This is a genomic window from Pantoea piersonii (assembly GCF_003612015.1).
Taxonomy (GTDB): Bacteria; Pseudomonadota; Gammaproteobacteria; order Enterobacterales; family Enterobacteriaceae; genus Pantoea; species Pantoea piersonii.
The window spans coordinates 425,631-452,398 of sequence record NZ_RARB01000002.1; the positions used below are offsets into that span (position 1 = coordinate 425,631).

Sequence of the window (26,768 nt, forward strand, 5' to 3'; positions counted from 1 at the left end):
CTAGATCGCTTTGGGGTGGGGCATGGATGGGACAAACTCGTTCAGTTTTTCGTTGAGCAGGCTCCTCTGTGTCTCGTCATTTTCCTTCATCCAGGATCCGTATACCTGATACACCATCTGCGCATTTGCATGCCCCATCTGACTGGCGATGAAGTTGGGGTTTGCTCCGGCAGAAAGTGACCAGCATGCATATGTGTGCCTGGACTGGTATGGTTTTCGATAAGTGATACCGGCGCGTCTGATGGCAGAACGCCATGTCTGTGGAATAGAGGCTACGGTGTAGTAATCGTCACTGGCTTTGTTAACGGCGGTGACTTTGGGATTAAAAACGAATGTTAATTCCTCCTTGCTGTTTTTTCCGTATTCCCGGGAAAACATGGTGATGGCAGCAGGCGGTCTCATTCGCGTCAGTTCTAACTGGTCTTTCAGCACCCTGACCGCTGAATCGACCAGAAATACTGTCCGCTCACCGGACGCCGTTTTAGGCGGGGTGAAATCGTCCTGGTTAGTAAGATTACGCCTGACCGTAATCGTCCCTTTAACCAGGTCGACGTCTTCCCATGCCAGAGCGCAGAGCTCTCCGTGTCGCATGCCGCTGTAAACAGCCAGCGACCAGAAGTTCTTTAGCTGTCGAGACTGACATGCATCTATCAGCCGGGTGAATTCATCACGGGTTAGCGGGTCGGGCTGCGGCTTGTCCTTTTTAAGAGGTGAAAGGGTAGAGACTACATTGCGATCGGCGTATCCGTTTTCGTGCGCAAACTTGAATAGTGAATGAAGGTCTGACATGCACGTATTTACGTACGCAACAGACCGGCCTTTCCCATGCATATTTTTGCCGCGACCATAAACGTAGCTCCCTTTAAGCAGCTCCATGCGCATGCGCTGAATGTCTTCCGTGCGGATGGCGCGGATCATCCGCTCTGCACCAATAATGCCGATGGTAGTTGTTAGCCTCGTCTTATAAGAAGCCAGGGTGTTACGGCTTATTTCTGACTCCTTAATAAGAAGCCAGCGCTCAGCCATTTCTTTGACGCTTAACTCTTCCTTTATTGCGCAGAAGCGCGACAGGTTGGCTGACTCCGGGAAGGTCTTCTGATAGCTGAATGAGCCCGTCTTGATTTCGTAGACTATGTTAGCTCGCAGTTCGCCAGCTGACTTCCTGTTTTTGGCAGTATCGGGTATGCCGAGCGACTCCCTCACTCGCACACCCTGATACTGGAAGCTGATGCGCAGAAACCCTCCATGGTTCTCTACGCCTTTTGGATATGCTGCCATTGTTTTTCCTCTGTGTGAAAAGGGCGATCAGGTTATGCTTTTTTTCGCACTCTGGCATCAGGCTGCTTCTTCAGCTGTGACTCGATCCATTTGTCGATAGCTTCGCGGTTATACATGCACTGGCTGTTAAGCCCGGGAACTCCTTCAGGCGAGAACAGCAGATATTCCCTTCCTTGCATCCATGCCTTTTCGCGAGCTCGCTTGATAGTGCCGGGTCGCATTCCCGTTACAGCCATCAGTACCGCCTCAGTTACCCATTTATTGGGTGCCAGATGAATTACGTTTTCCATATCTACTCCTTTGGCGGCCATAGCCAGGCCAGCATGAGGGCAATAAAAAGGGCGAGATCAGTTAAGAGCTCGCCCGGTGAAAGGTCGTCAGTGGTGGCTGTCATGCTGCTTGCTCGTCGGCTGTCATTTCGCCAGAGAGTAATTTCCTGCCGATCGCCATCAGCGTGTCGCGCGAGACAAAACTGGTCAGGGCAAAATCAGAGACGAAAGGATTCCAGATCAGCAGCATCGATCCCTTGTTGTTGCCGTTAACCGGCTTGCCGGTATCAGCGCGAATAAAGGAAAGGCGCCCGTCGATAATGAATCTCACCTCAGTACAGGTTCGTCGCGCCAGGCTAAACCAGCCGACCGAAGTATCAGCCGGAACCAGCATCACCGTTCCGATCCCTTTGCGGCATTCGTCCGCGGCTTTTTGCACCCAGGGCGTAATGTCGCTGTAGGGCGGATTGCACCAGGTAATCCCCAGCGGCAGCTGACCGGCCCAGTCCTGCGCCAGCGCATCATCCTGTTCTGTGAAGTAAACCGGCAGCAGATGGTTTTGCGCGCTGGCGGCCACATCGGCCACAAAACGGAAATCTCGGTTCAGCGCGGCGAATATCTCTGGCGGCGTTTGCCAGCTGTCTCGGTGCTCAGGAGGGGTGGTGCTGCCGCCATAGTCATTAACGATATTCACTGTCGAATCTCCTTATCAATCTGCCTCACGTAGTAGGACAGCCAGCGCTTTGCTGTGAATGTGTCTGGCGGAAGGCATTGAATGGTTTGGGCGTGCTTGTCGAGAAGGGTGGTTATGATGCGGTCGTGCTCTGATTTAGGCCTACCGTCAATGGCTCTGAGGATTTCGCTCCTGCACTTACGCGCTACGGCCCTTAGTGCGTTTTCAGTCTGCGGCGTCATACCACCTTTTGATTACGGAGAGCATGCAGTATGCGCTCATGGTCAGTTCGGCATTCATCACTGCAGAAGTGCCCCTTGTCGATCGGCTCCTCGCAGTAATGGCATTCACCTGTGTAAGTCATCTGAGGAACAGGCCGGTTCGCCAGCGCCAGTGCTATCAGCTGCTGCTCGCGTTCTGCTGCTTCATCCAAAATATCTGCGTGCATACTTTTCTCCAGGCAATAAAAAAACCCGCCGAAGCGGGTATTTGTCGATGCTGGTTGTTTAGTCGTTTAGTGACATCGCCTTAGATTTCCAGTTAGCAACGGCATTTCTCTCGCTGCTTCCCTTATCCTGTATGGGCTTGCCATTGCAATCACCTACTGCAGTCCAAACTGTCTTTGACGTCTGGTTGCATGTGACCTCACAAACTTCACCATCAACGATTACACGATGTGATGACATAGCTATTTCCCTTCTTCTTTCTGATAAACCGGATCCGTGCCCCTTGGGTATTTATTCGACTCTTCCCTGTAGAACCTCAGGCGCTCCTGAAAGTATTCCCGAAGCGCTTCAGGCTGCTGCATCTCCGCTTCATACGCGACTACCGGCATATTCATGCGCTCTTTATAAGCCACTCCGGACGCTGCCAAATCGACGTTCATCCGGTCGCGTTCTTCTTTGCTGCGTGCTGCGATATTGTGTGACATGGTCAATCCTCCTTCCCTGAGTATACCGCTATCGACGCCATGCCCGGCTCTTAATCTCTTCTTCAGCGCAATACTTATCGTATGCGAAAACTAAAGCCTCGTTTTCCGTGTCGAATAGCTTATCGCTTATTTTTTCCCAACCCTGCAGGCCCATTTTACGCACGTCCCATTTCCCATCCCGCGGCCAGATGACATAGCCGCATGTGTGCTGATTGCTGTAGACCTGAGCCTTAGTCAGGCACTCGCCTTCATCGAGCATATAGAACGCGACGCCGCTTATGAATGTGCGCATATATCCGCCTTAACACTGTTTGCATAAACAGTATATCAGGGCGGGGGAGGGGTCAATTGGTGGAGGATTTAGGCGATACTGCCAGCATGGATGTTAAAAACACACGGCGGAAACAGGACTGGTGAACTCCAGCACTTCATCAGCAATCCACCCATTAGCGTAGGCTACCCTAACCGGGTCGCCGCCTTGTTCGTCAATCTCAGCGACATGATCTCCGTCAATAATGACCACCGAACAGTCACCGCCAGCGTAAAATCGCAAGCGAGGAGGGCAGGCAGCCAAAACTTTATTAGCCCTCTTTAGCCAGGCCTTTTCTTCTTTATTCAGGACCATCACTCCTCCACCTGGTGACCGGCCGCGCGGATTGCTTCAATCCACTTCGCGTCATGCTCATGTATGGCGTCACGCACCCACCCGATGCACTTCGTGGCGGGGCGCTTCACAGGCTGAGGCGCGGTGGCGTTCAGAGCATCAACAGCCAGCAGAACATCCTGCGCGTATGCCGCGTTATGCCATTTCAGATTCTCTGCGATTTGATTCAGACGCCCAATCAGCGCCTTTCTCTGCTCTTCCGTAAATGTCTGCATCATGAGGCCTCTGAAGTAGGGTTGTACTCTTCGCCGTCGCGCCAGAAAATCGGGCGAATGTCCTTTAAAAGCCGTTCGTTAGGTATGCGCTTTCCATCCTGAACAGAGAAGACCTTTACAAAGATGCGATGATAAGCGCCGTCGCCCTCCAGATGCGGCCATATCTTAAAGCCTGACACCTCACGACGTTCCCAACTGTTCGAGCTTGCCAGGTGGATCAGAACTTCGTCGCCTACCTCTGGCAACTGACGGCCATCCCAGACTTTTTTAGCTCCCATCACTCACCCTCCACGCGCTTGGTGGTCCATGAAACAGAATGTTCGGCAGTTAATGAGAAAGAATGTCCGCACTCATCGCATTCATGAGACTCATCATCAGCATCGTAACTTTCATCTGTGCAAATCTCCGCGCTGCACCATGGGCACTTGGCCGAGTCAGCATGATAGAAATCCCATTCATCGAAATCTTCATCAGGGACTATTCTTGCCAACGCCTCAGAACGTTTTTCGGCTTCTCTGGCTTCGTGGCATGTATGGCACATCCATCCCCATATACCGTTGTCATCACACGAACCCCATACCGCACCACCTTTATCCCACTCACTACGAGGAGGCGTTTTAGTTGCTTCATCGCGCTTAACTTTGCAGCACTGGCAACGGTCGTGCTCATCGCAAACCACGTATGACATTCTTTCGCCATTCTGATTGCAGTGACCACAGCCATTAACCCACATCCACTTACCTTCAATTTCGAGTGCGTAGTGATGTCTTTCGCTTGGTTTAATAGAAAAGTCACATGCTTGGATTTCTTTTCCGCCCCTAACGATGCGAAGACCGAATTGTTGAATACTGCCATTACGGATGCGCTCAATGCCTGGCTTTAAGCGTAAGTCCAAAATTGGCCCGAGGATGATTTCACCTTTATTCGTTCTTTCCATCACTCACCATCCTTACCGGCGCTGGCGCGCTCAGCCAAAATTTCAGCCTTCTGCTCGGCTGCCAGAATGTCATCAGATACGATCGCCGCAGCTTTGCCTCCTGACCATGAGATAGGCGAGCTTTCTCGGATGGCCTTATTCAGTGCTTCCGCTGCCTGCCAGATCGCTTCGGGAATATCATGATGGTCGCCGCCGTCAGGGATAATCTCTTCGCAATGATCAATCATGTCGATTTCGCGTGGGTAATTCGGCTCGCAGATAAGCAGCTGTAGCTCACTCGGCAGAACGTTATTTTCCCAGCAATGATCCGCAAGGGATTCAACGTCGAAAAAGTAGGTGTCATCGTCGAAGATAACGAGCGGTTCGCCTGACCAAGCTTTTCTTTCCAGAGAGGCGAAGTATTTCTGACGATTTTCTGAATGGCACTTTTCACAATAACCATTCGTTTCGCGAGAGCCGTGTTCGGGATTGTTCGGACAGATGCGGTGCGTGCTACCGGCGTAGCGCGCCATGTCTTCGTCTTTACCCCAAAAACGACCGTTGCGATCAACCCATCCCGTAATCGTCTGAATGCTTGCTGCCTCCGGCGATTCGTACATAACTACGATCTGCTCTTTCATTTCGACTCCTCCTGACCACTGCGCAGCTGCCCGGCGAACTGTTCTGCATCAAGCATCAAACGCTCCAGGGTGATGGTGCTTTCCAGATCGCCGGCGGCTGCCAGCTGCTTACTGGCGAACATGATGATGCCTTCGGCGCGCTGCTGGTTGATGATGTCGTCAGTGAATGGGGTTTTCATGCGACATACGGCGGTTTCAATCTTTCCAAATGTTTGGCTGCCGATTTCGCTAGACCCTAATGTCCTGAGGAATTTCAGAATCTGCTTTGGAAACTCCTTCAACGCGTCATTCTCAGCCGCCAGCGCATCCAGCTTTTGCTGTTGCTCTGTCAGTTTTTCTTCAGCTGTCCAGGCTCTATTTTTCCAGCTCTCTTTAACAGACTTGGCGGCTTCCAGCTTAGCTTCTGCTGTATCCAGCTTTTGCTGCAGGGCGGCGAATTTCCGTACCAAATATGCAGCCAGATTCTCGCCAACGAGAATATCTGACGGTAGGCACTTACCGGCCAGCAGGCCGCGCATTTCGTTTTCAGTGATTTTCACGAGAAACCTCCTTCTGCTGCTCCCATGCCTTTTGCATAAACTCTTCGCTGAACTCCATTTCTGGTGCCTGCTCGAAAACGATATAGGCTTCTTCCTGGCAGTTAGTGCAGTAGCCGGAAACTTTACGGCAACCGCAGTTATCGCAATGTCCACTCATCTTCATCTCCTGCGCCAATGACGGCGAATTTATTCCAGACAGCCGGGATACCAGCCGCGGCTAATGAGCCGGGCGCGCTTCTCAGCTGCGATGATGTTCTGCTGACGCTTGTCCTCGCCGCGTTCTGCGAATGAGCGGCGGCTGACAATCATGGTTTCGGGATGGGAGCGCGTGATGCGCCGGGTGCTAACCAGCGTGTAAGTGAAGTCGGTGCAGCCATCGACCGGCACAGGCTTACTGGCTTCGATAACGACAGTTTTGCCGCGCAGACAGCCGCGCATCAGTCCGTTAAACTCGCCGAGCGTCATATGAAAAAGGGCGCTTAATTCGCGCCCTGTACGTGGTCCCTTAGAAAGTTGCCATGCGACCTTTTCCTTAAAGCCGCTGTTGGGGTGGGTGTTACGACGATACTGTGCGAGCTTACGCATTGGCGGCCCCGTCCTCGTCCAGCTCTGCTTTGCGAAGCAGGTAAACATCAGTGGCTTTTTCAAGTGTGTCAGCCTCGTTCGCAAGCATGCGTGCCGCGTATTTGTAGCAGCGGTCCAGACCGGCAACGTTTTCCGCTTCAGCTGCAGCGGTAGTGAAATCGGCAAGCAACTCATCCGGCGTGCGCGCTGCGGTGGTGGTGGTTGGTTCCGGGTTCACCTGGCGTTCCTGCTTCGGTTCTTCAGATTTGCTGTTAATCAGGTTGTTCAGATCTGCGCGGCTGCGCGCCGGGGTGACGTCGCGTTCCGTGCGCTGCGCTGGCTCAAACTCATCAGGGGTGTAAACGCCGAGGATGACGTCAGGACAGTGGAGGCGTGCCCAGCGCTTAACAGCCAGGTAAGCAAGCTGCTGCTTCGGATCGCTGGCCCACAGCGTTGAATTCCGCACCTGGGCTTGTGAAAGCAGAAGCTGCAGAACGCGAGGCTCATCCTCGCCTTTCATTGTCGCCCAGACCTGAATCCCGCAGCCCGCTTCGTCAGCCAGAGACCATCCGGGAGCAATGTATTTGGTGCCCTTTTGAGAGGTCTTTTCTACAAACTTACCGATAACTTTCTCCCACGGACCGAACCACTCATAGTGAATTCGGTCTTTTGTCGGAGCCATTGAGTTAATGACGGCGTTTACCAGCTGTGCTTCATAGCCCAGCGTGCCGTTAATGATGTGCGTTTTTTGCGCCACTGCATAAGGGTTCATACCCCATTGCGCTGCCTGCAGGGCTACAGCCATGCAATCAGCAGGACTACCGGCAAGATGAGCAGGAACTGTCGCTCTTCCCTTAGCCATGACATCGGCAAATGCCTGAAGCTTTTGCAGACCGCTAGGGCTGAAAATGGCCGCTTTGGTGTCGGCCTCGTTGACCGGCGCCGTGATAATTTCATTGTTCATGCGTAATCCTTTCTTTTGGCCCAGTCCGGGCGCGTGATTTCTTCAATGCCGCCCCAGTTACCGGTAAGCATGCATTCGTGATAGGTGGCCAGGTCGCGGCGAAAGAGGTCGTAGCCCACGGCAACGTCGTCCTCTTTCAGCTGGAAAGTGCGAACCGGGTACCGGCCGCAGTCGATCGACTCGCTGACGGCGATGAACACGAAAAGCGGGTACTCGCCGAAGTGCTTACTGAAGCCTTCGCGGTAGTAGGCGTCCTGAACGTGATAGCGGAACTCTTCAACGTGGCGGGCAAAGCGGGTCATATCAGCCACTTTTTTCACGTCGACGATGACCGGCTGGCCGGAAAGAAACTTGTCTGGCCGGATCCGGCAAAGCTCGCCGGTCTGCTCATCGTTCCAGTATATTGATGCCTCCTGATGGCCTTCAGCTTCCAGTAGCCAGCGCGCGGCCGGGTGGGCGAGGGCGCTGGCGCGCATAAGCTTCAGCTTGCGACCTTCTTCGGCGTCCATAACCGTCATACCCAGCCCGGCGCAGTCTTTCAAAAAAGCTTTTTCGTTCGCCTTTCCCTCGTTAGTGCGCCGGTTGAATTCTGGTGCCACGATGAAGCGGTTATCGAATTCTTCGGGCTCAAGCAGCAGGCAGTGGAGGGCGGTACCCATATCCAGTGCAGATTTCTTCTCTTCGTCCTCGGGCGCTTCTTTGCGCCATTGAAAGATGGCCGGGTTAATGGAGATATCGTCCAGCTGCGATTTGCTGATGCCGGGGCCGCGGTGGTAGTCCTCGTTGCTGATGTCGAAATAGATGCCAGGCTCCATCAGGCAGCCTCCATATTTCCGTGTCGCTGACAGTAAATCCCAATCGCCATTTCCCGCTTCGCGACTTTTACCATCGCATCACGCAGGAAATGCTCGGCGGCTTCGTACTGCTCATCGTCTTCGTCGACCATCTCGACCGCGGGATAATCGAAATGCTTCGGCAGGAACTCGCACAGCTTCATCATCAGCGGGTTTATCTTGTGCTGGTCCATCATCGCGTCGACTTCTTCGCCGATGCGCTCTAAATCGGTCTCAGAGAGGTTTTTGATAATCTCTTCGACTTCCTGTTTTGCTCGCCATGAAAGTTTCACTGGTGCGCTCTCCGTAACAGCAGCATTGCCATAGCCCACTTGGCGCTGTCGCCGAACAGATGGGCCTCTCGTGAAAGCTCCTGCGCTTTCTGGAAATAGCGAATCTTCATGGCTGGCCTCTCTGATTCAGGGTGTCGATAACAGAACGCAGCCCGGCGCGCAGGCGGCGGACAAGTCGGTCGAGTTGAGATTCTTTTAGCTGGACTGCGCCCACGATGGGGCAGCCCGCGAATGCGTAGTTCATCGTGGGTTCCTTAATTCGATTAAGTGAGTTAAAAAAATGGCCCCTGCAGGAATGCAGGAGCCAAAAGCGCAAATCTCTCGTAACGTCATTACGCGTCTGGTGCGAATGCACCGTCATGACCTGTCGCAACAGGCCATTGCGGTCTCACTCTATACGGCGCGCTGCGATCATTGCGTCGGCTACGCTGTATGCACGCCGAGCATGTCGCTCAGCGTCCCAAGTGGAATATGCCGGGTCGGGTAACGATGCCTGAATAGCCTTGGCTGCGAAGTAGTCGCGCAGCGTCATCCCGAATTCAACCTGGTTCCATTCGGTGCCGTCATGTGGCACAAAAGGAAACGCACATCCGCCAGTTTCTTTGCTCATCTCGCTCTCCTGAATTTGGGCGTAAAAAAAGCCGCTTATGCGGCCTATCTTTTGATGTTTCTCGCACTACGTAAAAAGTGAGTCACTCCGGCAACATCACCTTGCTGCGCGCGACGCTTCGCAAATTGTCGCTGACGACGACGCCAGCGACGCTTATCTCCGGCAAGCCGTTTTGAAATAGTGTCTTTTAATTCAATGCTCATCCTTACCTCACTTAATGATGTGCGTTGCGTCTTTGCGAACCTTGCGGTTACCCGCGTTATAAAGCGGATCAATGCTGCCGCCACGATAGTTAGCACCCGTTGCAGCTAAAATGCTGCGTTCATCGGCCCGTCGCGCATGACGACGCGCCCGGCAACGTTCTCTTGCGTTCATATCGACCTCTCTTTGTCCGGCTCAGGCCGCTTGTAAAACGACCTGAAACTGACATTTTCCACACCAGACGCCTTCTCGGCATAAGGTGGCACAACACCAGATTGTTAAAGAGCTGCTATCCGTTTCGTACTGCTACAGCGTCCTGCTGATGTGTCTAAGGCTACAGATAAAACTGTATTATCGTCAACAGGTAAAACTGTAAAAGTGGATATGAAATCGGTATGAATCTGTATTTGATACAAATTTATTTTTGTGAGGGCGTAAAAAAACCGCCTTTCGGCGGCTTTTGAAGAAGGGGATTATCGTTTCCTGCGGTAAATTCTGTGCTCGACCATGGTGCCAATGATCTGAATATGTCGTTCTGCGCTGTTCATTATCGGATAGTCATTGTTCAGCGGGATTAATTCAAAATGCTGCTGACCTTCATGTCCGACGAAAGTGGGCCGGTACTTTTTGAAGGTGGCCTCATGTTCGCCATTCTTAGCAACAACAAACTCACCGGGCATCGGTTCCACTTCGGGGTCGACAATAATCACATCTCCTTCACGAAAATCAGGCTCCATAGAGTCCCCAATAATCCGCAAAGCAAAGGTGTACTGCGACCAGTCCATGTCTGTCATGACGTATTCGAAGCTGCCATCAAAGGCTTCTATAGGGCTTTTATGCGCTAAAGCGCCAGCCTGGACATAGCTTACCAATGGAATCCTCCTTGTATTGACCTCGCTGACCGGGAGGATAACACCGCCATTCATAAGCCACGCTGGGTCACATCTTAATGCCTCTGCAATACCAACGATATTACGAGGCTTGAGAGTCTTACCATCTTCAATACTAGCCCAGGACTGTTGTTTAATGCCCGCTTTTTCTGCCGACTCCGTTTGGGTCAGGCCAAGCTCTAACCTTCGTTTTTTAACGCGTTCTGCAAGGCTCATAAATTCCTCTCCATTTGCCCTTAATCCTCACAGGCAAACCTGTATTTGACAAACAGAAATAGCTGTTAGAGAATACAGATAAAACTGTGGAGGTGAATAAAATGACTACATTTTCTCAACGCCTCAAACAGAAGCGCCTGGAGTTGAATCTGACCCAGACGCAATTGGCTGAAATGGTTGGCATGAAACAGCAATCCATCCAGTCGATTGAAGCTGGCACCACCAAGCGAACCCGCTATCTGTTTGAGCTGGCTAACGCGCTTCAGTGCGAACCTACCTGGTTAATGTACGGACGCAACGTAATCAAAGCTGCTTAAGAAACACCGCTCTTTATCAATCTGAACCCTCACCCTATGCCGCGAAGGTGTCTGGTGAAAAACCCTAGTGACTTGCTCACCGCAATGTCACGCAACCAACTAACCAACAAAGGAATTATCCAAGATGGAACATGCAACTCAAAGCAAGAACGCACGCCGGATTGAGTCGGTGTTGTTGAACAAGCTGGCGTCTATCAGTCAGAAGACATTCGCCGAAAAGCTGGGGATTGCGGAGTACCAGGTAAGCCGCATGAAGAAGAATTTTTTCCGCCAAATGTCTATGGCTATCGACATCCTGGAATACGGGATTGTTGACGACGACGCGGTCCAGCTCGCTAAAGCCGTGGCGAAGGAAGTGGCCCTGATTCTGGACAAAGAAAAGGCCCCGAGCTGCGCTAACAGCTTTGAGGCCTGATGCGAAAAGACTGGATCAATTCACAGGAGTAATTATGACACTTATTGAATCGCTTTTGAATATGGAAGCAGGTGAAAGCCTGCCTTTCCCGGCAGATTTTAATCCGAAGGGCTGGGTTTATGTACTCTCCAACCCCTCAATGCCAGGCATGTACAAAATTGGCCTGACAAGAATTCATCCTAATCAGCGCGCAGGCCAGCTATCGAAGTCTTCTGGCTCGCCAACTGATTTTGTCGTAGAGGCCAAATTCATTTCTGCAGACCCTGAACGGGACGAAAAAATTATCCACGAGTCATTGTCTCGCTTTCGGGTTTCACAAACTCGGGAGTTTTTTGCATGCTCCCTGGAGAAAATACTCACCGAGTGCCGCCGGTGCTTGCCGTTTGGCGAGGCGAAGTCCGTAGAGGAGCTTGTCGATAAATTCAATTTCGTCACCTTTGACGATTACTTCCTCCCGCACGATACGGAATTCATGCTGGAAGAAATGGGAATTAGTGCCTTCGGCAGCAAAGGAAACGCTTACTGGGCACTGGCTTACATTGGAGCCTCTCTGGTGAGGCATCTTACGCAGGAAGGTGGAACCTTCGTATACACAGGGGAGAGCTTCGCTTTAGTGAAGCCATCTAAGGATGGTGAGCAATGAGTACAGCAAGGATTCTTTCTTTCCCTGATCAACATACAGCTCAATTCAGGAGCAACAGGATGGAAAACCAGAAGCATGGTTACATCCCGTTGTACCGGAGCGTCAAAAAGCAACCTTGGGCAAAGGATGTCTTTCTCAGAACACTGTGGGAGAACCTTCTCATTGACGCAGCCAGGCAGCCATATACGGCAAACTTTAAGGGTCATAGATGGCCACTGGAAATCGGGCAACTGGTAACCACATCAGCGGATTTGGGCTTGTCTCTTTGCGACCGAAATGGAGAGCCAACGAGTCGCCATGCAGTAGAGAGGATGCTGGCATTTTTCGAGAAGGAAGAGATGCTTTCGGTGCGGGCTGAGCGACGCAAAGGCACGCTGATCACCATTCTGAATTATGCCGAATATGCTGAAAAAATAGACTCAACCCCCGCGCATAACACCGCGCATATGTCCGCGCATAAAGAAGCCAGTCGTAGCAAGGCTTCAGCGGTAGACCCCGCGCATATAGGCGAGCATAAAAGCGCGCATCATGAACAAGAATATAAAAACAAGAATATTAAAAACACTACGTCCGAGAATTCTCACGAATCCTCTGACGAACGTCCGAAGAATCTTCCTGTAGTCCGTCCTGATGCAGCGGTTCATTCACCGAAGGGCGACAAGTGGGGAACCGCTGACGACCTTCTGGCTGCTCAGTGGATTTTCAGCCGGGTTCAGGTGATCACCCCGACAGCGCAGCAACCCAACTGGCCCGCCTGGGCAAACGACATCCGCCTGATGCGCGACTCCCTGACTGTCAGCCACCGGGAAATCTGCGAGGTCTTCACCTGGGCAAACAGCAATCAGTTCTGGCAGACAAACATCCTCAGCCCGTCAAAGCTGCGCAAGCAGTGGGCGACCCTTAAAGCGCAAATGAGCCAGCCGGTTCGCAACGCGCCATCCAGTTCACAGCAGCAGGTTCCGCACTGGAACGACCGCAGAGAGTGGGAGGAAAATTTCATATGAGAAATCTCGTAGCCGCAATAAACAATCGTGACAGCAGCGCGCTGGCCCGCATGGCAGGTGACGCCCCGCAGCCGGTAGACCGTGGCGTTAACGAAACCGTTGAGCGCCTGGTCGACATGTTGTTCATGAGCCTCAAGCAGGTTTTCCCTGCATCGGTCAGCACTGCACTTAAAGACCCGCGCGACGAAGCCTCGGCTAAGCGCCAGTGGGTTATCGCTTTCGCAGAGAACGGGATCAGCACAAAGCAGCAGCTTTCAGCAGGAATGAAGCACGCTCGCGCCAGTGGCTCGCCGTTCTGGCCGTCGCCAGGGCAGTTCATCCAATGGTGCAAACAGGGCGAACTCCGCTCCGCTGGTCTGCCGGACGAAGACGGCCTGTATGACATGGTGATGAAATACTCCGCCCGCCGCGGTCTGATCGACAGCCCCGAAGCTTACCCGTGGGAAAGCAATGCCGCCTACTGGATGGTCACAGGCCTGTACAGCACCATGCGCGCCAACAACCTCTCCGAGTCTGAGCTACGCGCCAAATGCCGCGCCGAGCTTCGAAAGATGGCATCGCGCATCGAGTCGGGCGAAGAAATTCCGCCACCGCGCGCGCAGCTGGAAAAGCTCTACATGCCAACAGCCAGCGAAAAGGCGCTGGACAACATTGCCCGGCTGAAGGCACTCGTCAGGAAAGGGAGACCATCATGAGCGACAGCATCCGCAGCAGCTTCGAACGTTTTTATCAAAGCGTGCACGGTGATAAGCACAGCATGACCCGTTCGCATCTCGGCTATCAGGATGAGGTTGTCGATCGCGCGTTTTTCTTCTGGCTGGCAGGACGGGAAGGAGCGAGAGCATGACGCAGGTTATCCAGCTCGTCATCGAGCCACCAAAACTTCGCCAGGCGCGCAACCTGACGCTGGCGATCATGAATCTCGCCCAAAAGGGCACGCTGACACCGGAGCAGTATCAGGCGCGGCTTGAAGCCGTTGGCATCCTTGCGCAAGAGGCGCATGACGCCATCATGGATGCAGGCGTTGGTAAAATCGGAGGGGAAAATGATCCACTATCATGGCGGACCAATAACACCTGACACTTGCGCTCTCAAAGCCTGGACATCCCGACACGCATTCATCTCTTTTGCCCATCCCAGCCAGATTAACCTCGCATCTGAATACTGCCAGTCATTCGCTCTCGATAACGGCGCTTTTACTGCATGGAAAGCAGCTGGCCGAAACAAAATCGACTGGAGCGACTACTACGAATTTGTAGCGCGCTGGAAAAACCATCCGGGTTTCGATTTTGCGATCATTCCTGACGTTATCGACGGCGGTGAAGCAGAGAACGAAGCACTACTGGATGAATGGCCACACGGCGATTTCTACGGCGTACCGGTATGGCACATGAACGAGAGCGACGAACGTTTTATCCGGCTTTGCAACGAGTATCCGCGGGTGGCGATAGGCAGTTGCGGAGAATATGACGTTAAGCGGCCAAATCTCGCTGTGGCGCGGATGAAAGACCTGATCCGGCACGTTACCGACGATTACGGACAGCCGATCGCTAAGCTCCACGGTCTACGCATGCTCAACCCGCAGATATTCACGAAGCTACCCCTGGCTAGCGCTGACAGTACCAACGTTGCGAGAAACATCGGCATCGACAAAGCCTGGAAAGGAGCTTACGCCCCGGCATCAAAGGAGACTCGTGCTGCGCTGATGGTAGAGCGAATCGAATCGCATAACAGCCCCGGATCGCTCAACTATTGCGACGAACGGGATAAGTTCAACATGCAGCTGCAACTTGCAGTTTAGCGAGCAGGAGGATAATTGAGCGGAAAACAAGTCACCATTTCAAAACGGCAATTTCGCCAGATCTGCAACGCCTATATCAACGCCGTAAACGCCCAGCAGCAACTCCTCATGGTCCATCGCGGTGACAACCCGCTTTCTGACCGCGCTGTCGGTCGCCTTGAGGATGATATGCGGCTAATCATTCAGCAACTGAAGGAGGTTGTTGATGGAGATACCGAAGGACGGCATACGCCTTCATAAATCGAACTTCAGCGCCATCGGGCAACAAATCCTCCCCATGCTCGACTCTGGCGAAACCTACCGGCTGATCATCAAGCCGTGGCGCGAGAAGCGCAGCCTCAACCAGAACGCCTTATCCCACATGTGGTACAGCGAAATCAGCGACTGGCTCATCCGGCGCGGGAAAGACTTTGCCTCTCCTGAGTGGGTAAAAGACGCGATGAAGCACACCTACCTCGGCTACGTGGAGCGGGAAATGGTCGATGTGGTGACAGGGGAAACAACAGTCATCCGATCGCTTAAGCACACTTCAGACCTCGACACCGGCGACATGCATTTCTACCTCACGCAGGTGGAAGGCTGGGCGCTGAACTTAGGGTGCAGGCTGACGGTCCCGGCTGACAGCGAATACATGAAACTGAAGGACAAACAAAATGGGTAGAAAAAGCACCTGGACACAGCAGGAACTTGAATACGTTGAGCGCGTGGCCGGAAAGGTTCCGCCGGAGGTTATTGCCAGTGCGATCAACAAACCGCTCAGCACGCTGAGAACCAAAGCCAACGTTATGGGGCTCGGCTTACGCGTGCCGAAACGCATACTCGAAAAACACTGGCCTGAATATCTGAAAAAGAACGGGGGAAGCCATGCGGCAAACGTGGTTCACTCATGATCCAGTAGATACCGAAACTGCAAAAGAACTCCTTTCCCGCTACGCCGCCCGCAACATCCAGACCAAAAAGACACTCGCCCTCGATCCTCGCCTCTGGCTGGTCAGCGCGCTGCTGCCTGAAGGAAACCGAGAACCACGGAGAGACTCGACATATGAGCACAAATGCTGGCATTAAGCGCTGCTGCAGCTGCATCACCGTGCTGACCAGTGAGGACAAATACCGATTCGGGGTTAACTGTGAAATCTGTGAAGAAGACGCCTGGTATTACGAGCACTTCGACTACCTCCCGTTCCACGCGATCGGGCGATATGTCCGTTATCAGCTGCGCTGGTTGTGGTGCGCCTTTACTGCCGGGATGGGTATATGCCTGCGCCCGTTGCTGCGCTGGCTGGATGCAAGACGCAAACTTTCGAATGCACGGAGAGAGCGATGAGGAAGATCAGACGACGCTGTAAAAACCCTGACTGCCGCGAATGGTTCAATCCTGGCTTCCAGAATCAAACGTGGTGCAGCGCAGATTGCGGAACCATAATCGCACTGGCTAAGCGGGAGAAAGACCGGCAAAAAGCGAAACAGGAAGCAGAGCGACGACGGAGAGAAGAGACACAGCAGGAAAAGCGCCACACCAAAATCCGCAAGTTAGCAGTACAGCCCCTCAGTTACTTCCATAAGCAAGCCCAGACAGCCTTCAACGCTTACATCCGCACCCGCGACGCCGGGCAGCCGTGTATCAGTTGTGGCCGCGACACCGGCGCGAAAATGAATGCGGGCCATTACCGAACGGTGGGCGCCAGCAAGGAAACCCGCTACGACGAAACCAACTGTCATCTCCAGTGTGAGCACTGCAACTCGTACCTGTCCGGGAACATTGGCGAGTACAAGCCGCGGCTCGTTGCCAAAATCGGCCAGGCTGCGTTCGATCGCCTAATGGGGCCGCACGAGCTGAAGAAGTGGACGCGGGAAGAGTTGCAGGAGCTGGCGGCGCACTACCGGCAGAAAACCAAAGAGCTGATTAAGAAGAGAGAGGCAGCATGAAATTGACACCTAAACAACGCGGAGCATTGCGCATGAAGTTTGGCGGACGATGTGCATACTGCGGATGCGAACTGCCTGAAAAGGGCTGGCACGCCGATCACGTTGAGGCAGTTCTTCGCGTTACAGAGCAATGCATGAAGGCGGCAGCAAAAGGCATTTTTAAGCTGAAGGCCACAGGTGAAGTTTTCAACCAAGGGGCGGATTGTCTGGATAATTTGTTCCCGGCATGCGCGCCATGCAACCTTCTTAAAACCTCCTACTCGCTTGAGATGTTCAGGAAGCAGGTGTCATTGCAGGCCGATCGCGGGCGCAGAAGCAGCGTTAACTTTCGCACTGCTGAACGATTTGGACTTATTGAAGTAGTCGAAAAGCCGGTGATTTTTTGGTTCGAAAAGTATCAGAAGGAGCAAGCAGCATGAGCCTTGAAGCAACAGTGAAGTACCATTTTCCTAAGGGCCAGAACTTCAGCGGCACAGCGCCTCAGACATCGCCCGACACGATGACCGGCACGGATTACATTGCTGCAATGGGTATGGCTATGGCGCGCGCACCGCTGGGTTACGCTGCTTTCATGGGGAAAGTGGGAGTAAGTGAGAACGACGCCGCACGCGCCGTATCCCTGTTAACTGAATTTGCACTGCAGACCTGCGACCGGGTTGCCGCCCTTCGCAAGCTCGATACAGATATTAAACCAGCCGTGATGCAAATGCTCGCAACTTACGCGTACATGGATTATTGCCGCAGCGCCGCCAGTGTGAAGCCGTGCGAATGTTGCCAGGCGATGGGTTTTATCGAGGCGAACGTGTTTTCGATGAAATCACCGCTTTCCGGCGGGCATACCAGAAACGTTAAAGAGACCGTGCGCGTACTGTGCAAGCAGTGCGGCGGGAAGGGTGTCGTTTCGTCGGCGTGCCGGGACTGCAACGGGCGAGGGCGCGCGGTAATGCGCAAAGAGACGGAGCTGCAGGGCGTGCCTGTCATGGGCGACTGTAAGCGCTGCTGTGGGCGTGGTTACGAGCGCATTCCATCCACTGAGGCTCACGGAGAGGTTTGCGGCATTACTGATGCCATCAGCCTGGACACATGGAAGAAGAGCGTAAAGCCGTTTTATGAAACCCTGATTGGCAAACTTGAAATTGAGGAGTCTGGGGCAAACGCAGCCCTGAATAAGGTCACTGCATCGCACGGCATGAAATAGCCCATTAATTTTTAGCGGGCTATTTACTTTTCCCGAAACTGGGGATACGATTCCTAACAGTGAAAGCTACGTCTTGTTGTTGAGCGGCAACAAAACAAAGCAGCCCACAGCTTAAAGTGGGTACTAAAGCCCTGCGGATTTATGCCGTGGGGCTTTTTTATTTTATTATTTTATTGCGGTGCGAGTTAGCTCACTTCGGGGGAGATGTCATTAAGGATGCTCTGAGCAACAACCCTCGTCATCAAGTGCTCCGACAGGATAAACAGGAAGCATTTCAATTTCATTGAACTTTTCGTCCAACGTTTCAATAGCATAAGAATTGCAGCATGGGCAGAGTTCGGTTTCTGAACCTGACGCATGGGTTTCACACAAAAACACTTTTGGTTCGATTACATTGTGCATGTAATCAACTAAAACGCGCGTAGCTTCATTACGGCATTCTTGACATTGTGGCATTTGAACGATCCTTTGCTGTGTATAAAAAGTGATCCATTTATATGATATCCGCTTAATGATTTAAATGTGCCTTAGCCTATCAATCAAAAGTTGAAACAGCTTTTAACTTTAATTAAGTAAAAAATTCATAAAGGCTCGCTTCGGCGGGCCTTTTCTGTTTCCGCCCCTGCCAATCACTGCACAATTCGGTTTAGCGACCTGTGGCAGAGGGCGATTTTTATCCCTAAAAATCCGCGCTCAGGCGGCTTCTTCGCATTGGTACTGCGATGTGAATCAGGGCTTCAAAGAAAGAACCATTCTTACTTCAGGTTTTTTAACCTTTTTTAGCTAGAGCTATGCCTGATTAAGGATGTATAAAATAAATTCGTCCCATTAGTTAATATAACGTGTGGGATTATAACATTGATAACGAATTGGTTTTTTTACGTTAAGGTTTAGCTATGTTTTTGGAATTACAGGCAGGGAGAAAGGACAGCATGGATGGATATGAAGAAAAAGGAGAGAGGCAGGATAATAAAACAGATCGTCTGGGTGGATGGATTTTAAGCCCACATCAGCGCTGTTTTTTGGAATCACTTTTTGATGAACAAGACTGACTCCCTTTAAGTTAAAAAAGGCTCGCTTCGGCGGGCCTTTTCTTTTTCTGCGCCCAGCCATTCAATCCAAATTAACCTTTGCCAGATATGGGTGAGGCGCATTTTCATCGACTACTGACAGCACCGACCGTAATCACGGAGGTGAGCATGAGTATTGATATGAGCAAACTTGCATCTGGCGTTGCCTACGGCGCGTCTGCCGGTACGGTAGCCAACGGGTTGCTTACACGGCTCAGTCCTGACGAATGGAGTGCTGTTGGTGTCATAGCCGGTATTGTCGTCGCACTGCTGACGTTCGCCATTAACGTTTATTTCAAACGTAAAGTATCTCTGGCACAGATAAAAGCGCTGGAAGAACGTGGCTACATTTCTTCCGGCAAACTGGGCGAGGAATAATCATGGCTATCTCAACGAGCCTGCGGAACAAGCTGATCGCTGCTGCAGGTGGCGGAGCCATGCTTATCGCTACGGTGTTCCTCGGCGGCAAGGATGGGGTGGAAGGGCGCGTGTACGTGCCTTACAAAGATGTGGCTGGCGTCTGGACGGTCTGTGATGGGCATACCGGTAACGACATCATCAAAGGTAAGAAATACACCGACCGCGAGTGTGATCGCTTGCTGTGGAATGACCTGCAGCCGGTAAAGAAAACCGTCGATAGTCTGGTAAAAGTGCCGCTTAATGAATATCAGCGTGCTGCGCTCTACAGCTTCACATACAACGTCGGATCTGGCGCATTCTCTAAATCAACGCTGCTTAAGAAGCTGAACGCAGGCGATCAGGATGGTGCATGTGAAGAGCTACGCCGCTGGGTCTATGCCGGTGGTATGAAGTTTCGTGGCCTGATGAATCGCCGCGACATGGAGCGTTCAATGTGCCTTGCGGATGGTCCAAATGACATTTAGCTGGCGAGCATTAATTATTGGCCTGCTGCTGGTGGCGCTCATTGCGGTCTGCCGGTTAGCAATTCTTTTCCACGGCAAATACGTTACCGCTGACAGCCTGGCTACCGAGCGCCAGCAGACGATTGACGATATGCAGGTCCGCCAGCGTGATGTTGCCGCGCTCGACGCCAAATACATAAAGGAATTAGCTGATGCTCAGGCAACTATCGACCAGCTTGAGCGTGACGTTGCTTCTGGCAAGCGCCGGTTGCAGCTCAACGCCATCTGCACGAAGCAATCCACCTCCGGCGCCGCCAGCGTGGATGATGCAGCCAGCCCCGGACTTACTGACTCCGCTGAACGGGATTATTTCACCCTCAGAAGTCGAATCGAGGTCGCAGGGAAGCAAATAGCCGGATTGCAGCAGTACATCAGAGAGCAATGTTTGAGGTAAGTATGGCATTGCTAACCATCACAAGCACAAGGCGCATTATGAGTGCGCCTGATAATTAATTAAACATAAGGCATGAAGAAGGCAGCAATAGTCGCTATTTCCGCTGTTTTAGTAAGATATTTTTCAATATTTGAGCTTCTAATGGCTTCTGTGACTTGTTCGATGGGTTCATCCTTCAGCTTCTTAACTGTTGCCATAACATCAGTCAGAACTTCGGTAGGAGTCTCAGGAAGAAAACCCACTTTAAACAATTCGCTAGCTGGTGGAACAACTAAGACACCGAGTTTTTCGTTTTGGGCTATTAAAACATTCTCGACAACCACACCATCTCCGGTCCCCTCGATATGTAAGCCGTTACCACCATTATTCATTATTGAGCCGCCGGAAATATTGGCTTGTATGCCATTTCCTATGAAAATCCCACCCCCGGCATTTTCAGAAACGTTGCAGTTAGTAAGTGTAACAGGCATAGATACCTCGCTTTATGAGCTTTTATTAGGATTGTGGTTACAAACGGAAATTTTATATGTGATGAATATAAATTCATAGAAATCCTTACTATCTGGAGTAAATATTTCATATCAAACCGAACAGCAGTGTAAGCGCTAGCGCGAGGAAGAAGAGCGCCGCCGTCGTCACCAAAGCAACACTGGCTCCAGCAGCGATCTGATGGACCCGCTTAACCCCATCAGCCCGATCTATGTGGGCAATGACTACAGCAACTCAAGCAGCTTCGATTCATGCAGTAGCAGCTATGAATCAGGCGGTTCTTTAGTTAGGGGCAGCAGTTGTGGCTCAGACTGATTGTCATTACAAAGTCGACCTGCTGGTGGGTTTGATAATGTCTAGTTTTTGCTTCACTAAGAATTATCTTAGCGATAAGGTATGACCTCCACTTATGAAAAGGAGGTTTCAGTGTTTAAAGATTATTTCTTTCGTGATAATGCAACAGTAGAAGAAGAAACTGAGCGCCATAAGCGCATAATAGCGATGGAGGCCGCATATGAAATTGCTAAAGCCTCAGTGGGATCTGTTGGTGCAGGGACCCAGTCAAAAGTTGCTGCCGATCTGAAAGCTGTTGCGTCATCAATTGATGAACTGGCTGATGCCATACAGGCTGCGCTGGAAAAGTAATCCTACTAATTAATACAGCCGCCTACGGGCGGTTTTTTTATGCCATCAGAAAGCGCTTTCAGAGTGCCTCCAATGATGAAAAAAGCGGCCCATCCGTGGACCAAGGACGTGATAGGAGTTCATTTTTTCTTATGCGTTTTTTAGGTTAGACAACCTCGCGACGCCTTCAAGCGTAAGCGGTGAATTTTATAATCGTCCGACAAGGGATATCGATTAGCCACGCTGTGAAGAGTTGCGAAACTGGTATAATCGCACCTCCAAATAAAATTGAGGTGAAAAATGTCAAATCCCAAGCCGCTTTATATGGTGCTTGCTTATGATTCAAGTGCTATGCCTAGCAATCGTAAAGATATTACGGGATATGCCCGTAACACCGAAGAAATCGAAAGGCTTATCCATTCAGCTAAAAACCATGCACTGTACGCGTATGACCACATTGAAACTGTCGATGCTAATTTGGACAAAGTCTTGATAACCATTCGTCGGAGCAAAGGCCAAGAATGGCATTCTTGAAGCTTACAAAGTGAATGTTAAGTTAAACCGCCTCCTGGCGGTTTTTATTGCAAACATTACAGAAGCCACTCACCGAGGGGCTTCGATAATGATTACAGTTCTTTCTCAGCCATCTTTGAAATGACCAGTGTATAAATCTCTTCAAAATGTCGGTCAAAAACGGTAGCAGGTGTAGAGTCTGAAGACTTAGTCATTAGTGGGACCATCAATTTGATGGTTTGCTCAAATGCGAATTTCTTATTCTCATCATTCATAGGTACACATCCTTAATTTAAACAAAGGAAATTATGGCACTCACCGACAAACAAGAAATGTTCTGTCGCGAGTACCTCATCGATTTGAACGCCACTCAAGCGGCTATTCGGGCGGGGTACAGCGATAACACTGCCCGCAAGATTGGCAGCGAAAACCTCACAAAACCAGACATTGCGCAACGCATCATTGACCTTAAATCAGAGCGCAACGAAAGGGTAGAGGTAAACGCAGATTATGTACTGCGCCGCCTGGTTGAGATTGACGAAATGGATGTGCTCGACATCCTGAAAGATGACGGCGGCCTAAAGATGGTTCGCGAATGGCCAAAGGTCTGGCGCACCACATTAAGCGGACTGGATATTCTCACCACCGTCACCAACTTCGACGAAACGACCATGGAGAACATCCTCAAGAAAATTAAGTGGCCGGATAAGGTAAAAAACCTTGAGCTGCTTGGTAAGCACATCAGCGTAATGGCTTTTAAAGAGCAGGCGGCACACGAGCACACCGGTAAGAACGGCGCACCGATTGAAGTGGCAACGCTGACGAAAGACGAATACAAGGCTGCACGGCGGGAGATGCTGGAGGATGACGACTGCTGACTTTAAGACCGCTGCACGCCGTATAGAGTGCGAGGAGGACGGTCTTTACTTCTCGCGCTACTTCTTCAAACAGCGTACCGGCGGCAAGATGATCGTCGCGCCTCATCACCGGGTGATACAGCAGACGCTGGACCGCGTGATTGACGGCGAAATAAAACGGCTGATCATTAACGTTCCACCTGGCTACACAAAAACCGAACTCGCAACCATCAACATGATGGGCCGGGGGCTGGCACTGAATAATCGCGCCCGCTTCATGCACCTGTCCTACTCGCACAACCTCGCGCTGCTGAACTCCTCAACCGCCCGTACCATGATTAAGTCGAAGGCTTATCAGGCGATGTGGCCCATGGAGTTGCGCGACGATGCCGACAGCAAGGCGATGTGGTGGAACGAGCACGGCGGCGGCGTTTACGCTTCGTCAGCTGCTGGTCAGGTAACCGGCTTTCGTGCCGGGCATATGGAGCCAGGCTGGCAGGGCGCGCTGCTGATTGATGACCCGGTTAAACCTGACGATGCCTACAGCGAAACAGTTCGCGGCGGCGTAAACAACCGGTTTAACGAGACCATCAAATCACGCCTGGCGGTTGAAACAACGCCGATGATCGTGATTATGCAGCGCATCCACTATCACGACCTGAGCGGTTATCTGCTGCGCGGTGGCAGCGGGGAGATGTGGCATCACCTCAATCTGCCGGTCATCATCGACAACAGCCAGTCTTACTCTGAGCTGTACCCGGACAACACCCACGCAATACCGATTGAACATGGCCTGCCTGATGGCTGGCTGTGGCCGTTCAAGCACAACGAGTCGCACCGCGTCTCGCTGTTTTCTCACCGGCGCACCGCTGAAGCCCAGTACATGCAGAATCCCAAACGCTTCAATGCCGAGGGCGCGCTGTGGGACGAGGAGATGATCAGCGCTGCGCATGAGATGCGTATCACCAAAGAGCTGACGCGCACCGTTGTTGCGGTCGACCCGCAAGCTACGAACAGCGAAGAGAGCGATGAATCAGGCATTGTGGTTGCCAGCGTATACGGGAGCGGCGATGAGAGGCAGTACAGTACTGATGCAGATTACAGCGGCAAGTATTCCCCCAATGGTTGGGCAACACGGGCAATTCAGGCCTATCACGACCATAAGGCTGACGCGATCGTGATTGAAACCAACCAGGGCGGCGATATGGCTGAAGATACTCTGGTGAATGCCGGGTTTACCGGCCGAATCATCCGTGTGCACGCCAGCAAGGGTAAATACGCCCGAGCTGAGCCCATATCAGCACTCTATGCGCAGGGCCGCGTAGCACATCGCGGCAGCCTCTACACGCTGGAAAATCAGCTGATGGAATATGTGCCGACCACCGCAAAGAAATCACCCGACAGGCTGGACGCAATGGTCTATGCCCTGACCGAATTAAGAGAGCCGCAGATCACCGGCATGTTGGTGCGTAAGCGCTGACGGAGGACAACGTGACACCAGATAAATTGAATGCGCTGTCTGTGGCAATTAACAGCCTGGCGGAGGGGCGCGCTCGTGCTTTGTACGGGCAGTATGTTGGCAAATCGGGTAATACCAAGCGCCAGCGCATCTATCAGGAGTTTGGCTACCCGAACCATCTGACCTTTGACGACTTCTACAACGCTTATGAGCGCAACGCTATCGCAGGTGCCGCAATTAAGCGCATGGCCGATGGCTGCTGGGAAGATTACCCGGAAGTTTTCGAGGGGGAAAAAGCGAAGGATGCTGAGGCTGATTCTGAATGGGATAAAAAGCTGAAGCGCCTGCTCAAGCGCTGCTGGAAGCAAATTAAAGACGCCGATCGCCGCAACATGGTTGGCCGGTATTCAGCGCTGCTTATTCAACTGCGTGATAGCGGGCGCTGGAGCGACCCGGCTAATAAAGCTGTCATTGGCAGAACGGCAGAAAAAGCGCTCGTTAAGCTGATCCCGGTATGGGAATCGCAGCTTGATGTCAGCGAATGGGATAACGACCCAGAAAGTGAAAGCTTCGGTCAGCCGAAGATGTACAGCTTCACAGAGCTACCAGTTGAAGGCCAGCAGGGCGGCGCGCCAGCTCGGCAGATCAGTATTCACCCCGACCGCGTGATTATTCTCGCTGAAGGTGCTGATGATGGTCTGTTGACTTCCGGCGTTCCGCTACTGCGGCCGGGATTTAACAAATTGCTGGATATTGAAAAAGTGTCCGGTGGTAGCGCGGAGGGCTTTCTTAAGAACGCCAGCCGTCAGCTTAACTTCGCTTTCAGCGAGAAAACTGATTTCCGCGCGCTGGCTGCAGCCCTTGGCGTCGCAGATGGGGATTTGGCTGATGCGCTGAATGAGCAGGTGGTTCGTCTGAATCAGAGCACAGACGCAGCAACGTTTATGCAGGCAGGCACGGCAGAGGTGCTTTCTGTCGCCGCTGCCGACCCAGAGCCTACATGGCGTACGGCACTCAGCGAATTCTGCGCTACGGTGCCCATGCCGGTGAAGATTCTTATCGGCCAGGTAACAGGTGAGCGAGCCTCTTCTGAAGATATGAAGGACTGGGCGCGGACACGTATGTCACGCCGGAATGGCTTCCTGTCTGACGTGATTGAAACGCTGGTGCGGCGTTTCTGGACTATTGGGCTTATTGCGCCAGCGGCAAACGAAGAGATAACCGTCTCATGGTCCGATCTGCTGGCACCGTCGCAGGCTGACCGAATCGACAATATGGCGAAGATGGCCGATGTTGCCCAGAAAACTCAGCAGGCATTTGGCCGGGCCGCAGTGAAAGAAAACGAGATTCGCGCAGTGGGTGAGCTACAGACGCTTCCCGAGTATGAACTGGAGCAACCGCCCGACCCGAATAAACCGCCACCCGGTAAGGACCCGCTGACAGATGACAAAACTACAGCTAATCCGAACGCCGGTAATCCCCCGCAATAAAGCCGACCCGACCCAGTCGGCAAGGCCTGTTAATCGGATGTTCCGTGACATCGAAGGCCGTTATTTACGCATAAAAGTGGCGCTTAAACAGTTATTCGATGAACGAATGACCGGGCGCGAACGTGCGTCCAACCAGAAATCTCACGCTGTGCATGGCAATGTCATATATCAGGTGAATGCCGGTGCGTATATCTACGACATGACGGCTGCGCAACTGGCAGACCTGCTGCAGCGCGTGCAAATCATCCTGGACGATGCATTGCTTGAGGGCGGAAGCAACAACCTGTGGGCACTGAGCTACGTCGCTGACGAGTATGAACGCGGCACGCATCAGGCCTTCACAAACCTGTCTGTTCAATCGCCGATATATGAGCAGCAGACCACGTTGCAGCAGCTTCTCAGTTCTCCGGCTTATCAGAATCAGGTCGCAGCAGCTTACGTCTCAACCTACAGCGACTGGCGACTGGAGTCGGACAGAGCACGCGGCGATCTGGCAAATGTGATTTCCGACGCGGTAGGGCGAGGGATTAACCCGCGCGAGACAGCACGGATTATCAGTCAGCGGCTCGATGTTTCGATGGCCCGCGCCAAGAGCATGGCGCAGACAGAGCAGGTGGGCGCGCTACGGCAGGCCCAATGGCAGGAAACGGACTGGTCACGAGAAAGGCTGGGTTTAAATACGGCTCTACTGTGGCTGTCAGCACTCAAACCAACAACGCGAAGCTGGCATGCTGCACGGCATGGTCGAACGTACATCACGGAAGAGGTTCAGGCTTTCTATGCCATCAATGGTAACCGCTACAACTGCTATTGCAGCCAGATACCGGTCATCCTTGATGATAAGGGAGAGGTGGTTAACACGGGCATGTTAAATAAGCTAGCTGATGAGAGGAATAATTGGAAATTTGCATAAAAGCATGAAACATTAACCTCCTAATTATTAGGAGG

At 52.2% G+C, this 26,768-nt stretch carries 50 protein-coding genes; 25 read left to right on the forward strand and 25 right to left on the reverse strand.

Going from position 1 to position 26,768, the window contains the following annotated elements:
• From D7S44_RS07745 to D7S44_RS07840, 22 genes are all read right to left on the reverse strand, one after another.
• On the reverse strand, window positions 1-1,278 hold the full coding sequence (locus tag D7S44_RS07745) for a site-specific integrase (RefSeq protein WP_120453593.1): 1,278 nt from the start codon (window positions 1,276-1,278) through the stop codon (window positions 1-3).
• 32 nt (window positions 1,279-1,310) lie between these two features.
• Complete coding sequence (locus tag D7S44_RS07750; RefSeq protein WP_120453595.1) at window positions 1,311-1,568, reverse strand: excisionase family protein; 258 nt, start codon at window positions 1,566-1,568, stop codon at window positions 1,311-1,313.
• A 100-nt stretch (window positions 1,569-1,668) separates the two neighbouring features.
• The gene (locus D7S44_RS07755; RefSeq protein ID WP_120454202.1) at window positions 1,669-2,235 is read right to left on the reverse strand and encodes a phage N-6-adenine-methyltransferase; all 567 of its coding nucleotides are present in this window, start codon (window positions 2,233-2,235) and stop codon (window positions 1,669-1,671) included.
• 223 nt (window positions 2,236-2,458) lie between these two features.
• Window positions 2,459-2,668, reverse strand: a complete 210-nt coding sequence (locus D7S44_RS07765; protein ID WP_120453599.1) for a hypothetical protein — start codon at window positions 2,666-2,668, stop codon at window positions 2,459-2,461.
• A 240-nt stretch (window positions 2,669-2,908) separates the two neighbouring features.
• Window positions 2,909-3,151, reverse strand: coding sequence for a DNA polymerase III subunit theta (locus tag D7S44_RS07770; RefSeq protein ID WP_120453601.1), 243 nt, complete (start codon window positions 3,149-3,151; stop codon window positions 2,909-2,911).
• Between the two features lie 28 nt (window positions 3,152-3,179).
• The gene (locus tag D7S44_RS07775) at window positions 3,180-3,443 is read right to left on the reverse strand and encodes a hypothetical protein (protein WP_120453603.1); all 264 of its coding nucleotides are present in this window, start codon (window positions 3,441-3,443) and stop codon (window positions 3,180-3,182) included.
• Between the two features lie 93 nt (window positions 3,444-3,536).
• On the reverse strand, window positions 3,537-3,776 hold the full coding sequence (locus D7S44_RS07780; RefSeq protein ID WP_120453605.1) for a hypothetical protein: 240 nt from the start codon (window positions 3,774-3,776) through the stop codon (window positions 3,537-3,539).
• Window positions 3,776-4,033 (reverse strand): hypothetical protein, encoded by a 258-nt coding sequence (locus D7S44_RS07785; RefSeq protein WP_120453607.1) that lies wholly within the window; start codon window positions 4,031-4,033, stop codon window positions 3,776-3,778. The genes D7S44_RS07780 and D7S44_RS07785 overlap by 1 nt, the downstream gene beginning before the upstream one ends.
• Window positions 4,030-4,311: a hypothetical protein gene (locus D7S44_RS07790; protein WP_147402085.1), complete on the reverse strand. Its 282-nt coding sequence runs from the start codon at window positions 4,309-4,311 to the stop codon at window positions 4,030-4,032. The genes D7S44_RS07785 and D7S44_RS07790 overlap by 4 nt, the downstream gene beginning before the upstream one ends.
• Window positions 4,308-4,967 carry a hypothetical protein gene (locus D7S44_RS23280; RefSeq protein WP_147402086.1) on the reverse strand — a complete coding sequence of 220 codons (660 nt, stop codon included), beginning with the start codon at window positions 4,965-4,967 and terminating at the stop codon, window positions 4,308-4,310. The genes D7S44_RS07790 and D7S44_RS23280 overlap by 4 nt, the downstream gene beginning before the upstream one ends.
• The gene (locus D7S44_RS07800) at window positions 4,967-5,587 is read right to left on the reverse strand and encodes a hypothetical protein (RefSeq protein ID WP_120453613.1); all 621 of its coding nucleotides are present in this window, start codon (window positions 5,585-5,587) and stop codon (window positions 4,967-4,969) included. The genes D7S44_RS23280 and D7S44_RS07800 overlap by 1 nt, the downstream gene beginning before the upstream one ends.
• The gene (locus D7S44_RS07805) at window positions 5,584-6,126 is read right to left on the reverse strand and encodes a hypothetical protein (protein WP_120453615.1); all 543 of its coding nucleotides are present in this window, start codon (window positions 6,124-6,126) and stop codon (window positions 5,584-5,586) included. The genes D7S44_RS07800 and D7S44_RS07805 overlap by 4 nt, the downstream gene beginning before the upstream one ends.
• Window positions 6,113-6,283 (reverse strand): hypothetical protein, encoded by a 171-nt coding sequence (locus D7S44_RS23665; protein WP_167456958.1) that lies wholly within the window; start codon window positions 6,281-6,283, stop codon window positions 6,113-6,115. The genes D7S44_RS07805 and D7S44_RS23665 overlap by 14 nt, the downstream gene beginning before the upstream one ends.
• Before the next feature lie 29 nt (window positions 6,284-6,312).
• Window positions 6,313-6,711, reverse strand: coding sequence for a hypothetical protein (locus tag D7S44_RS07810; protein ID WP_120453617.1), 399 nt, complete (start codon window positions 6,709-6,711; stop codon window positions 6,313-6,315).
• Window positions 6,704-7,654 (reverse strand): RecT family recombinase, encoded by a 951-nt coding sequence (locus tag D7S44_RS07815; RefSeq protein ID WP_120453619.1) that lies wholly within the window; start codon window positions 7,652-7,654, stop codon window positions 6,704-6,706. The genes D7S44_RS07810 and D7S44_RS07815 overlap by 8 nt, the downstream gene beginning before the upstream one ends.
• The gene (locus D7S44_RS07820) at window positions 7,651-8,469 is read right to left on the reverse strand and encodes a PD-(D/E)XK nuclease-like domain-containing protein (RefSeq protein WP_120453621.1); all 819 of its coding nucleotides are present in this window, start codon (window positions 8,467-8,469) and stop codon (window positions 7,651-7,653) included. The genes D7S44_RS07815 and D7S44_RS07820 overlap by 4 nt, the downstream gene beginning before the upstream one ends.
• Window positions 8,469-8,780 (reverse strand): hypothetical protein, encoded by a 312-nt coding sequence (locus D7S44_RS07825; RefSeq protein ID WP_120453623.1) that lies wholly within the window; start codon window positions 8,778-8,780, stop codon window positions 8,469-8,471. The genes D7S44_RS07820 and D7S44_RS07825 overlap by 1 nt, the downstream gene beginning before the upstream one ends.
• Before the next feature lie 106 nt (window positions 8,781-8,886).
• Window positions 8,887-9,141 carry a protease FtsH-inhibitory lysogeny factor CIII gene (locus D7S44_RS24060; protein ID WP_120453625.1) on the reverse strand — a complete coding sequence of 85 codons (255 nt, stop codon included), beginning with the start codon at window positions 9,139-9,141 and terminating at the stop codon, window positions 8,887-8,889.
• Window positions 9,142-9,168: 27 nt separating this feature from the next.
• Entirely contained in the window at window positions 9,169-9,390 is a 222-nt protein-coding gene (locus tag D7S44_RS07835) for a hypothetical protein (protein WP_120453627.1), read from the reverse strand.
• A 44-nt stretch (window positions 9,391-9,434) separates the two neighbouring features.
• On the reverse strand, window positions 9,435-9,593 hold the full coding sequence (locus D7S44_RS23465) for a hypothetical protein (protein ID WP_158591223.1): 159 nt from the start codon (window positions 9,591-9,593) through the stop codon (window positions 9,435-9,437).
• A 7-nt stretch (window positions 9,594-9,600) separates the two neighbouring features.
• Entirely contained in the window at window positions 9,601-9,765 is a 165-nt protein-coding gene (locus D7S44_RS23470) for a hypothetical protein (protein WP_158591225.1), read from the reverse strand.
• A 299-nt stretch (window positions 9,766-10,064) separates the two neighbouring features.
• The gene (locus D7S44_RS07840; protein ID WP_120453628.1) at window positions 10,065-10,697 is read right to left on the reverse strand and encodes a LexA family protein; all 633 of its coding nucleotides are present in this window, start codon (window positions 10,695-10,697) and stop codon (window positions 10,065-10,067) included.
• A 101-nt stretch (window positions 10,698-10,798) separates the two neighbouring features.
• On the opposite strand from D7S44_RS07840, the gene D7S44_RS07845 reads away from it, so the two are divergent.
• The 15 genes from D7S44_RS07845 to D7S44_RS07915 all read left to right on the forward strand — a co-directional run bounded on the left by D7S44_RS07845 (window position 10,799) and on the right by D7S44_RS07915 (window position 18,001).
• On the forward strand, window positions 10,799-11,014 hold the full coding sequence (locus D7S44_RS07845) for a helix-turn-helix domain-containing protein (protein ID WP_120453630.1): 216 nt from the start codon (window positions 10,799-10,801) through the stop codon (window positions 11,012-11,014).
• Window positions 11,015-11,138: 124 nt separating this feature from the next.
• Window positions 11,139-11,429 carry a CII family transcriptional regulator gene (locus D7S44_RS07850; protein WP_120453632.1) on the forward strand — a complete coding sequence of 97 codons (291 nt, stop codon included), beginning with the start codon at window positions 11,139-11,141 and terminating at the stop codon, window positions 11,427-11,429.
• A 34-nt stretch (window positions 11,430-11,463) separates the two neighbouring features.
• Window positions 11,464-12,072 carry a GIY-YIG nuclease family protein gene (locus D7S44_RS07855; protein ID WP_120453634.1) on the forward strand — a complete coding sequence of 203 codons (609 nt, stop codon included), beginning with the start codon at window positions 11,464-11,466 and terminating at the stop codon, window positions 12,070-12,072.
• 59 nt (window positions 12,073-12,131) lie between these two features.
• On the forward strand, window positions 12,132-13,076 hold the full coding sequence (locus D7S44_RS07860; RefSeq protein WP_120453636.1) for a replication protein: 945 nt from the start codon (window positions 12,132-12,134) through the stop codon (window positions 13,074-13,076).
• Entirely contained in the window at window positions 13,073-13,771 is a 699-nt protein-coding gene (locus D7S44_RS07865) for a replication protein P (protein WP_120453638.1), read from the forward strand. The genes D7S44_RS07860 and D7S44_RS07865 overlap by 4 nt, the downstream gene beginning before the upstream one ends.
• The gene (locus tag D7S44_RS23475) at window positions 13,768-13,923 is read left to right on the forward strand and encodes a hypothetical protein (protein ID WP_158591227.1); all 156 of its coding nucleotides are present in this window, start codon (window positions 13,768-13,770) and stop codon (window positions 13,921-13,923) included. The genes D7S44_RS07865 and D7S44_RS23475 overlap by 4 nt, the downstream gene beginning before the upstream one ends.
• Window positions 13,920-14,156 carry a hypothetical protein gene (locus D7S44_RS07870; RefSeq protein WP_120453640.1) on the forward strand — a complete coding sequence of 79 codons (237 nt, stop codon included), beginning with the start codon at window positions 13,920-13,922 and terminating at the stop codon, window positions 14,154-14,156. Before D7S44_RS23475 ends, D7S44_RS07870 begins: the two co-directional genes overlap by 4 nt.
• Window positions 14,122-14,877, forward strand: a complete 756-nt coding sequence (locus tag D7S44_RS07875; RefSeq protein WP_120453642.1) for a hypothetical protein — start codon at window positions 14,122-14,124, stop codon at window positions 14,875-14,877. The genes D7S44_RS07870 and D7S44_RS07875 overlap by 35 nt, the downstream gene beginning before the upstream one ends.
• Window positions 14,878-14,892: 15 nt before the next feature.
• Window positions 14,893-15,117, forward strand: coding sequence for a hypothetical protein (locus D7S44_RS07880; protein WP_120453644.1), 225 nt, complete (start codon window positions 14,893-14,895; stop codon window positions 15,115-15,117).
• A complete protein-coding gene (locus tag D7S44_RS07885; RefSeq protein WP_120453646.1) occupies window positions 15,083-15,538 on the forward strand; it encodes a YbcN family protein in 456 nt (151 codons plus the stop codon). Before D7S44_RS07880 ends, D7S44_RS07885 begins: the two co-directional genes overlap by 35 nt.
• On the forward strand, window positions 15,531-15,767 hold the full coding sequence (locus tag D7S44_RS07890) for a hypothetical protein (protein ID WP_120453647.1): 237 nt from the start codon (window positions 15,531-15,533) through the stop codon (window positions 15,765-15,767). Before D7S44_RS07885 ends, D7S44_RS07890 begins: the two co-directional genes overlap by 8 nt.
• A 152-nt stretch (window positions 15,768-15,919) precedes the next feature.
• A complete protein-coding gene (locus D7S44_RS24200; protein ID WP_240629440.1) occupies window positions 15,920-16,201 on the forward strand; it encodes a hypothetical protein in 282 nt (93 codons plus the stop codon).
• Window positions 16,198-16,803, forward strand: coding sequence for a recombination protein NinG (locus D7S44_RS07905; RefSeq protein WP_120453653.1), 606 nt, complete (start codon window positions 16,198-16,200; stop codon window positions 16,801-16,803). The genes D7S44_RS24200 and D7S44_RS07905 overlap by 4 nt, the downstream gene beginning before the upstream one ends.
• Complete coding sequence (locus D7S44_RS07910) at window positions 16,800-17,222, forward strand: HNH endonuclease (RefSeq protein ID WP_120453655.1); 423 nt, start codon at window positions 16,800-16,802, stop codon at window positions 17,220-17,222. The genes D7S44_RS07905 and D7S44_RS07910 overlap by 4 nt, the downstream gene beginning before the upstream one ends.
• On the forward strand, window positions 17,219-18,001 hold the full coding sequence (locus tag D7S44_RS07915; RefSeq protein ID WP_120453657.1) for an antitermination protein Q: 783 nt from the start codon (window positions 17,219-17,221) through the stop codon (window positions 17,999-18,001). Before D7S44_RS07910 ends, D7S44_RS07915 begins: the two co-directional genes overlap by 4 nt.
• A gap of 210 nt (window positions 18,002-18,211) precedes the next feature.
• Here D7S44_RS07915 and D7S44_RS23285 read toward each other — a convergent pair whose 3' ends face one another.
• Window positions 18,212-18,457 (reverse strand): hypothetical protein, encoded by a 246-nt coding sequence (locus D7S44_RS23285; protein WP_147402087.1) that lies wholly within the window; start codon window positions 18,455-18,457, stop codon window positions 18,212-18,214.
• A gap of 440 nt (window positions 18,458-18,897) precedes the next feature.
• Here D7S44_RS23285 and D7S44_RS23480 point away from each other — a divergent pair, with 440 nt between their 5' ends.
• From D7S44_RS23480 to D7S44_RS23985, 4 genes are all read left to right on the forward strand, one after another.
• A complete protein-coding gene (locus tag D7S44_RS23480) occupies window positions 18,898-19,053 on the forward strand; it encodes a hypothetical protein (RefSeq protein WP_158591229.1) in 156 nt (51 codons plus the stop codon).
• A gap of 147 nt (window positions 19,054-19,200) precedes the next feature.
• On the forward strand, window positions 19,201-19,449 hold the full coding sequence (locus D7S44_RS07920; RefSeq protein WP_120453659.1) for a class II holin family protein: 249 nt from the start codon (window positions 19,201-19,203) through the stop codon (window positions 19,447-19,449).
• Between the two features lie 2 nt (window positions 19,450-19,451).
• Complete coding sequence (locus D7S44_RS07925; protein WP_120453661.1) at window positions 19,452-19,955, forward strand: lysozyme; 504 nt, start codon at window positions 19,452-19,454, stop codon at window positions 19,953-19,955.
• A complete protein-coding gene (locus D7S44_RS23985; RefSeq protein ID WP_371315472.1) occupies window positions 19,945-20,388 on the forward strand; it encodes a lysis protein in 444 nt (147 codons plus the stop codon). The genes D7S44_RS07925 and D7S44_RS23985 overlap by 11 nt, the downstream gene beginning before the upstream one ends.
• Window positions 20,389-20,447: 59 nt before the next feature.
• On the opposite strand, the gene D7S44_RS07935 is transcribed toward D7S44_RS23985, so the two are convergent.
• Window positions 20,448-20,858, reverse strand: a complete 411-nt coding sequence (locus tag D7S44_RS07935) for a right-handed parallel beta-helix repeat-containing protein (protein WP_120453665.1) — start codon at window positions 20,856-20,858, stop codon at window positions 20,448-20,450.
• Window positions 20,859-21,303: 445 nt separating this feature from the next.
• Between D7S44_RS07935 and D7S44_RS07940 the strand changes: the two genes are divergently transcribed.
• Window positions 21,304-21,522 carry a hypothetical protein gene (locus D7S44_RS07940; RefSeq protein ID WP_120453667.1) on the forward strand — a complete coding sequence of 73 codons (219 nt, stop codon included), beginning with the start codon at window positions 21,304-21,306 and terminating at the stop codon, window positions 21,520-21,522.
• Window positions 21,523-21,801: 279 nt separating this feature from the next.
• A complete protein-coding gene (locus D7S44_RS23290) occupies window positions 21,802-22,035 on the forward strand; it encodes a hypothetical protein (protein WP_147402088.1) in 234 nt (77 codons plus the stop codon).
• A gap of 92 nt (window positions 22,036-22,127) precedes the next feature.
• Here D7S44_RS23290 and D7S44_RS23485 read toward each other — a convergent pair whose 3' ends face one another.
• The gene (locus tag D7S44_RS23485) at window positions 22,128-22,289 is read right to left on the reverse strand and encodes a hypothetical protein (RefSeq protein ID WP_158591231.1); all 162 of its coding nucleotides are present in this window, start codon (window positions 22,287-22,289) and stop codon (window positions 22,128-22,130) included.
• A gap of 33 nt (window positions 22,290-22,322) precedes the next feature.
• Here D7S44_RS23485 and D7S44_RS07945 point away from each other — a divergent pair, with 33 nt between their 5' ends.
• From D7S44_RS07945 to D7S44_RS07960, 4 genes are read left to right on the forward strand one after another with little or no spacing between them, the layout of a single operon-like run.
• Entirely contained in the window at window positions 22,323-22,892 is a 570-nt protein-coding gene (locus D7S44_RS07945; protein ID WP_120453669.1) for a terminase small subunit, read from the forward strand.
• On the forward strand, window positions 22,879-24,351 hold the full coding sequence (locus D7S44_RS07950; RefSeq protein WP_120453671.1) for a phage terminase large subunit family protein: 1,473 nt from the start codon (window positions 22,879-22,881) through the stop codon (window positions 24,349-24,351). Before D7S44_RS07945 ends, D7S44_RS07950 begins: the two co-directional genes overlap by 14 nt.
• 11 nt (window positions 24,352-24,362) lie before the next feature.
• The gene (locus D7S44_RS07955) at window positions 24,363-25,820 is read left to right on the forward strand and encodes an anti-CBASS protein Acb1 family protein (RefSeq protein ID WP_167456959.1); all 1,458 of its coding nucleotides are present in this window, start codon (window positions 24,363-24,365) and stop codon (window positions 25,818-25,820) included.
• Window positions 25,774-26,733 carry a phage minor head protein gene (locus tag D7S44_RS07960; RefSeq protein WP_371315473.1) on the forward strand — a complete coding sequence of 320 codons (960 nt, stop codon included), beginning with the start codon at window positions 25,774-25,776 and terminating at the stop codon, window positions 26,731-26,733. The genes D7S44_RS07955 and D7S44_RS07960 overlap by 47 nt, the downstream gene beginning before the upstream one ends.
• Window positions 26,734-26,768 lie beyond the last annotated feature (35 nt).